Annotated in this window: 4 protein-coding genes and 1 pseudogene; 3 read left to right on the top strand and 2 right to left on the bottom strand. The window is 65.4% G+C overall.

Annotation, left to right across the window (positions count from 1 at the left end):
• Positions 1-287 precede the first annotated feature (287 nt).
• Positions 288-1,757 carry a sigma 54-interacting transcriptional regulator gene (locus tag RCH91_RS19260; RefSeq protein WP_306536707.1) on the bottom strand — a complete coding sequence of 490 codons (1,470 nt, stop codon included), beginning with the start codon at positions 1,755-1,757 and terminating at the stop codon, positions 288-290.
• A gap of 287 nt (positions 1,758-2,044) precedes the next feature.
• On the opposite strand from RCH91_RS19260, the gene RCH91_RS19255 reads away from it, so the two are divergent.
• From RCH91_RS19255 to RCH91_RS19245, 3 genes are all read left to right on the top strand, one after another.
• The gene (locus RCH91_RS19255) at positions 2,045-3,040 is read left to right on the top strand and encodes an amidohydrolase family protein (RefSeq protein ID WP_306536705.1); all 996 of its coding nucleotides are present in this window, start codon (positions 2,045-2,047) and stop codon (positions 3,038-3,040) included.
• 169 nt (positions 3,041-3,209) lie between these two features.
• Positions 3,210-6,599 (top strand): acyl-[ACP]--phospholipid O-acyltransferase, encoded by a 3,390-nt coding sequence (locus RCH91_RS19250; protein ID WP_306536703.1) that lies wholly within the window; start codon positions 3,210-3,212, stop codon positions 6,597-6,599.
• Between the two features lie 45 nt (positions 6,600-6,644).
• Positions 6,645-7,247, top strand: coding sequence for a tyrosine-protein phosphatase (locus RCH91_RS19245; protein WP_306536700.1), 603 nt, complete (start codon positions 6,645-6,647; stop codon positions 7,245-7,247).
• Here RCH91_RS19245 and RCH91_RS19240 read toward each other — a convergent pair.
• Positions 7,233-7,359 (bottom strand): annotated as a pseudogene (locus tag RCH91_RS19240) (IS4 family transposase); the annotation flags it as partial. The gene RCH91_RS19245 and the pseudogene RCH91_RS19240 sit on opposite strands and share 15 nt — an antisense overlap.

The following is a 7,359-nucleotide window of genomic DNA, read 5'->3' as shown; positions in this document are numbered from 1 at the left end:
TCCGTGGGGGGGGTGCGCCCGGATTCCGGATAAATGCCGATGAAAACGATCAGAGGCTCTGCTTAATGCTGCACACTGGTGAAAATTTCACCGCACGCGGCCTCTGGCCGCCAACTTTCAAGCCTTTTGCAAGAGGCTCACCTGATACCATAAAATAACGACACATTAAACCCCGTAAATACAGCCGACTGGTACAACCACAATAGGTTCCAAAAAAAGAAGTCCCCACCTCGGGGTGGAGCCTCTCTTCGTAAAAAAGATCAGCGTTTGTGCGCATAAGCACCTCATTATTGTTGCTGCAGGTACTTCTTCACCGTCCGCCGGTCCAGGTTGGCCCGGCGGGCCACCTCCTCGTAGGTGCCGTGCCGCTCATACAGGATGCGGCAGTACCCGGCCAGAAGCTCCTGGGCATCGAGCTCCCCTGCCGCCGCGTCCGCCAGGAACCGCTCCGCCGCGCCGGACGGCTCCGCCTTTTCCTCTCCCCGGTAATGCCCCGTCACCAGCACCCGCCGCACCGCCTGCTCCAGCTCCCGCACGTTTCCCGGCCAGGGATAATTCTTCCCGGTCTCCCGTTCGATGACCTTGCGCAGCAGCTGCACCTCCCGCTCCGGCGCGGTGCCTGTCAGGCGCCTGAGGATTCCCGCCACCAGCTCTCCCAGCTCCTCGGGTCGCTCCTGGAGCCGCTGCCGCAGGGGCGGAATGGTGATCACGTCGGAGCAGAGGCGGTAGTAGAAGTCGTCCCGAAACTCCCCCCGCTCCCGAAGGCGGTTCAGGTCCCGGTTGGTGGCGGCGATGACCCGGCCGCTGAACCGGAGCCGCTGGTGGCTCCCCACCGGCGAGAAGCTCCGCTCCTGGAGCACCTGGAGAAGCTTCACCTGCACCGGGAGCGACACCTCGCCGATCTCATCCAGGAAAATGGCTCCGTGGGGAGTGCAGCGGCTGAATACCCCCTCGTGGTGGTCGATGGCGCCGGTGAAGGCCCCTTTCCGGTGGCCGAAGAGCTCCGACTCCAGCACCCCCTCAGGGTACTGGGAAAGGTTCACCGCCAGGAAGTTGCGGGTGAAGCTCTCGCTGAAGCGGCCGGTCTTCGGGTCGAAGGGGATGAAGCCCGACCGGCCGATGGCGGCGGCTGCGGCCCCCTTGCCGGTGCCGGTCTCCCCGAGGATGAGGACCGAGAAGTCCTCCATCCGGTCCCAGAGGTACTGATCGAACCACCGCATGTTGTGGGTGAAGAGGGTCTGCCAGAGATGCTCCCGCACCCGGCGCAGGGAGGGGCTGGACCCGGCGAGCCCTTCCCGGATGAAGTAGAAGGCTCGCCGGAGCTGGTAGAAGAGGCCCAGGTAACGGCGGCTCTCCGCCTCGGAGAATCCCGCCTCCCCGAAGGCCGCCATGAAGCCGCCGGCAAAGGGGACGGGGCAGGGGGCGTTGCCGGCCGCGGCCTGCTCCCGGATCAGGCGGTCAAAGGAGTCGAGGAACCGGTGGAACAGATCGAAGAGGATCACGGTCCGGACCGTTTCCCGGTCAGCAGCAGGCAAACGGTTGACGTTGCCCCGCAGCTCCCGCTGCAGGACGGCAACCCGCTCGGCCACCCGGCCAGTGACGGCGGCAAGCACCTCGTCCCGGTCGCCGGTTCCCGTTCCCGCCAGCAGCAGATCCAGTTCATCGCGGCTCTCGCCAAAGGGATTGAGAAAGGCGGCCCGGGCCACCTTGGCAAAGAAATCCCGCTCCGTTACCAGTATGGTTTCGATGGTATTCATGCATTTGCTGTATAGTCGCCATGCATAAAATGTCAATCAGATTTCAGACTGATCCCGTGGGCGCGGACACTGCTAAGCCAAAACCGCTCGATATGATTGACCGTTCTGGTTCATAACCGGCTTGGCACACTAGCGGCATTATCCTGAACAGAAAACATCGTCCGGGAGGTTGCCATGTTCACCCCACTTGCCCTATTGTTGCTGAGCGCCGTTGCCGCCGCCCCGATCTTCACGGCCATGACCGTGAAAACCATCGCAGATTCCCGCACCAACCACCGGAGCCGCAGATGACTGTTATCGACATCCACTGCCATACCGCCGGCATCGGCGCCGGCGACAGCGGCTGCTTCATCTCCCCAAAGCTGCGCCGGAGCTGGAAGTACCCCATTTACCTCAAATCCTTCGGCGTGACCAACACCGAGCTGGAGCGGGAGGGGGACTGCCTGGTGCTCCGGCGCCTCTCGGAGCGGCTTGCCGCCTCGTCCCGGGTCCAGGCCGCCGTGGTCCTGGCCATGGACGGCGTGGTGGACTCCCGGGGGATCCTGGATCGGGAACGGACCGAGATGTATATCCCTAATGACTTTCTGGCCCGGGAATGCCGGCAGCACCCGAACCTCCTCTTCGGCGCCAGCGTCAACCCCCTTCGCCCCGACGCCCTGGAGCGCCTCGACGCCGCTGCCGCAGCCGGGGCGGTGCTGGTGAAGTGGCTCCCTTCCATCCAGGGGACCGACCCGGCCGACCGGCGCCTTGTTCCCTATTACCGGCGCCTGGCGGAACTGGGGTTGCCGCTCCTGACCCACACCGGCCTGGAGGAGTCCTTCACCAGGGCCGACAACACTCTGGCCGACCCGGCGCGGCTCCGCCTGCCGCTGGAGGAGGGGGTGACGGTCATTGCCGCCCACTGCGCCACCAGCGGCCGAAGCCACGGGGAAGAGAACCTGGCCCGGCTTCTCCCCCTCTTTGCCGAATTCCCGAGCCTGTACGCCGACATCTCGGCCCTCACCCAGGTGAACCGCCTGGGGCACCTGCCGCGAGTTCTGCAGCACCGGGAGATCCACGGCCGGCTCCTCTACGGCACCGACATGCCCCTGCCGGCCACGGGGCTCACCTCCCCCTGGTTCCACCTCTTCCGGCTCGGGCCGGTTGAGGCCCGGCGGCTGGCCGCCATCGGCAACCCCTGGGACCAGGATGTGGAGCTGAAGCTGGCCCTGGGGATGCCGGAAGAGATTCTTTTCCGGACCGCCCGCGTACTCAAGATCGACCAACATCAAAAACATTCATAACACGGAGAGACGGAGAACACGGAGGAAAACCAAAGAATTACCATCCGAATCAAGACTGATTGGTTATAGACAAACAATCCAATTCAAGATTTTGATTTCTCCGTGCCCTCCGTTTCTCCGTGTTATTCAGTGAGATTTTCAGGATAATAGTCTCTGACCGGAGCCTCCCATGAACACCACCGAACCGACCACCCTACCCGCCTCCTTCCGCCGCCTGAACCTTGCCCAGGCCCTGGGGGCGCTGAACGACAACCTCATCAAGCTGATCATCGTCTTCTACCTCATCGGCCGCTACGGACAGGAGCAGGCCGGCACCATCGCCGCCGTGGGAAGCGCCGCTTTCGTGGCACCCTTCCTCCTCTTCTCTGCCCTGGCCGGCTCCCTGGCCGACCAGCTTCCCAAGGGGCGGATCGTGGTTTGGGTCAAGGCGCTGGAGGTGGGAATCGCCCTTCTCGCCGTGACCGGCCTCTTCCTGGCCAGCGTTCCGATTCTCTACGGTGCAGTCTTTCTCCTCGGCACCCACAGCGCCCTCTTCGCCCCGGCCAAGTATGGGGTGGTGCCGGAACTGGTCCCCCGGGAAGGCCTCTCCAAGGCCAACAGCCTCCTGGAGATGGCATCCTTTCTCGCCATTGTCGGGGGGACGGCCCTGGCGCCGTTCCTCGTCCAGCTGGCCGGGGGACGCCTCGGCGTAGCGCTGTTGACCGGCGTGGTCATTGCCGTCATCGGCCTCCTCATCGCACGCACCCTCCCCCAGACCCCGGCTGTGGCCCCGGACCGGGCGATTTCTTTCCTGCCGACCAGCTACTGGCGCACCCTTCGGAGCCTGAAAAGCGACGGCTACCTCCTCCTGGCGGTGATCGGCGCCGCCTACTTCCTCTTCGTGGGGGCCTTCTGCCAGCTGAACCTCCTCCCCTACGGCATGAAGCTCCTCGGGCTGTCGGAGGAACAGAGCGGCTACCTGTTCCTGGCCGCCGCCATCGGCATCGGCGCCGGCTCCCTCTGGGCCGGCCGCCTCTCGGGACGCACCGTGGAGTTCGGCGTGGTCCCCATCGGCGCCGTGGGGCTCACCCTCTGCTCCTTCATCCTGGCCTCCATCCCGGCGAACCTCGTCGCCGTCCTGGCCGTGGTGGCGGTCTTCGGCGTCAGCGCCGGCCTCTTCATCGTGCCGCTCCAGTCCTTCATCCAGCTCCGGGCGCCGGCCGACCGGCGGGGGGAAATCCTGGCCGCCTCCTCGTTCCTGAGCTGGGTCGGGGTGCTCCTGGCCTCGGGGCTCCTCTGGACCCTCTCCGGCCCCCTGGGGGTCTCCCCCGCCACCTCCTTCGCGGTTCTCGGGGTGATCACCCTTGCCCTCACGGCCATCACCCTCCGAATCCTCCCCGATTTCCTCCTCCGCTTCATTGCCCTGGCGATGATGCGGCTCCGCTACCGGGTGACCACCCTGGGCGACCGCCACGTGCCGGTGGAAGGGGGGGCGCTTCTGGTGTCCAACCACGTCTCCTGGCTCGACGCGCTTCTGCTCATCGCCACCCAGCAGCGGCGGATCCGCTTCGTCATGGAGCGCGAAATCTACAACACCCCGGTCCTGAAGCAGCTCTGCGCCCTCATGGGAGTTATCCCGGTCTCGTCGAAGGACGGGAAAAAGGGGCTCCTGGAGTTCATCGCCAGCGCCCGCAAGGCCCTGGATGACGGCTATCTCGTCTGCATCTTCGCCGAGGGGGCCATCACCCGCACCGGCATGCTCAACCGGTTCAAGGGGGGCTTCGAGCATATCGTCAAGGGGACGAGCCACCCCATCATCCCGGTCTACATCGGCGGCGCCTGGGGGAGCGCCCTCTCCTATGCCCACGGCAAGCTCCTCTCCCGCTTCCCCTCCATAATCCCCTACCGGGTGACGATCCTCTTCGGGGCGCCGCTTCCGGCGGGGAGCACCCCCCACGACGTGCGCCGGGCCGTGATGGAGCTTTCCGCCGCCTGGTTCGAGGCCCGCAAGCCCCGGCGCCGCCCCCTGGGGGAGCTCTTCGTCGAGACGGCCAGGGAGAACTGGCACCGCCCCGCCATGGCCGACACCGGCGGCCGGGAGCTCACCTACGGCAAGGCCCTCACCGGCGCCGTGGCCCTGGCGGCGAAGCTGAATCCCCTCACCGCCGGCCAGGAGATGGTCGGCGTCTGCCTCCCCCCCACCGTGGGAGGCGCCCTGGTGAACCTGGCCCTCACCCTGAACGGCACCGTGCCGGTGAACCTGAACTACACCGCCTCGCCGGAAGGAATCCGCTCGGCCTTTGCCCAGTGCGCCATAACCACCACCATCACCTCCCGCGTCTTCCTGGAGAAGCTCGGCACCCTGCCGGAGCTGCCGGGGGCCCTGTACGTGGAGGACCTCCTGGCCGGGCTCACCGACGGCGACAAGCGGCTGGCATTCCTCAAGGCCCGCCTCCTCCCGCTCCGCACCCTGGCCCGACCCGCGGGCTTCAACGCCGACCGCCTCGCCACGGTGATCTTCTCCTCCGGGAGCACCGGCGAGCCCAAGGGGGTCATGCTCTCCCACCACAACATCCTCTCCAACCTGGAGGCCCTCCGGATGGTCTTCCGGGCCACCCGGCGGGACAACATCTGCTCGGCCCTCCCCTTCTTCCACTCCCTGGGGTTCACCGGCACCCTTTGGCTCCCCCTTCTCTCGGGCTTCTCGGCGGTCTACCACACCAACCCCCTGGACGGCGAGACCATCGCCAAAACCGTGCGGGAGCGGCAGTCGACCCTCCTCATCGCCACCCCCACCTTTCTCATGGCCTACCTGCGCCGGGCAAAGAGAGAGGACTTCGCAACCCTTCGCCTCATCATGACCGGCGCCGAGAAGCTGAAGCCGAAACTGGCCGACACCTTCCAGGAGAAGTTCGGCATCCGCCCCATGGAGGGGTACGGCGCCACGGAGCTGTCGCCGGTCATCTCCCTGTCGCTTCCCGACGTGGAGATCAACGGGGTCCGCCAGGTCGCCTACCGGGAAGGGAGCGTGGGGCTCCCGGTCCCCGGCGTGGTGGTGAAGATCGTCGACCCCGACACCTTTGCCGCGCTTCCCGAGGGGGAGACGGGGCTCATCCTCGTGAAGGGGCCCAACGTCATGCTCGGCTACCTCCACAAGCCGGAAAAGACCGCCGAGGTCATCCGTGACGGCTGGTACGTCACCGGCGACATCGGCCGGCTGGACGACCACGGCTTCCTCCACATCACCGACCGCCTCTCCCGTTTCAGCAAAATCGCCGGAGAGATGGTCCCCCACGGCGCCGTGGAGGACGCCCTCCATGCCCGTCTGGGCATGACCGGCGTGGTGGCCGTCACCGGCGTCCCCGACGAGAAGCGGGGGGAAAAGCTCGTGGTGGTCTTCGCCCGGGAGACGGGAGATGCCGAAACCCTTCATCGTCTCATGGCCGAAAGCGATCTTCCCAACCTCTGGAAGCCGGGGCGGGAGTGCTACGTGACGGTGGATGCCCTGCCGCTCCTGGGGACGGGGAAGCTGGATCTGCGGGGGGTGAAGGAGGCGGCCCTGGCCGCCATGGTGGAATGAGGGGAGAACGCTCGGGAATGACTACAAATACGAGGGGGAACATCAATGATATCATTCGCAATTCGTTTGGCCGTTGCCGCCTGCCTGCTCACGGTGCCGGGAGCGGGATGGGCCGCCGGTGTCGCGGCAACGGTCCCGGAACCTGCGGCGCAGCCACAGGCATCCGTCATCCTCCCTCCGGGAGCGAGGCTCTCGGAACGGATCTACAACCTGCCGGGAATCTCCAACGGGGGACGCATGGCGCCGGGAATCTACCGGGGGGCCCAGCCGGGGCCCGAGGGGTACGAGACCCTGCGGAAAATGGGAATCCGGACCGTCATCGATCTCCGGACCACCGAGAACGAACAGCGCCAGGTGGAGGCAGCCGGAATGAAGGCCATTGCCATTCCCATCGCCATGTCCCGCGATGGTCTCCGGGAGAAGGTCGACCGGGCAGTGGCGCTCATGGCCGACCCGGCCAACCAGCCGGTCTTTATCCACTGCCGCCACGGCCAGGACCGGACCGGCATCGTGGTAGCCGCGTACCGGATGCAGGTGGAGGGGTGGTCCCTCACCGATGCCGAGACCGAGATGCAATCCTTCGGCTTCAATGATATCTGGATTAATTTCAGAAAATTTATCACTACTGTCCGGTTAATAGTTGAATAAATTTAGCTGGTTGCTGACGACAGGGTCGGGATTTTGCTTAAGGGCTTCCGCAACCAGCGATGAAATGGGCTTTTTCTCGAACAAATTGACCTCAAGGATCTGTAGAAAAGTG

Source organism: Geobacter sp. (assembly GCF_030834625.1).
In the GTDB taxonomy this organism is placed as follows: Bacteria; Desulfobacterota; Desulfuromonadia; order Geobacterales; family Geobacteraceae; genus Geobacter.
Note: the sequence above shows the minus strand (reverse complement) of the source record. Positions and strands in the feature narration are given on the sequence as shown.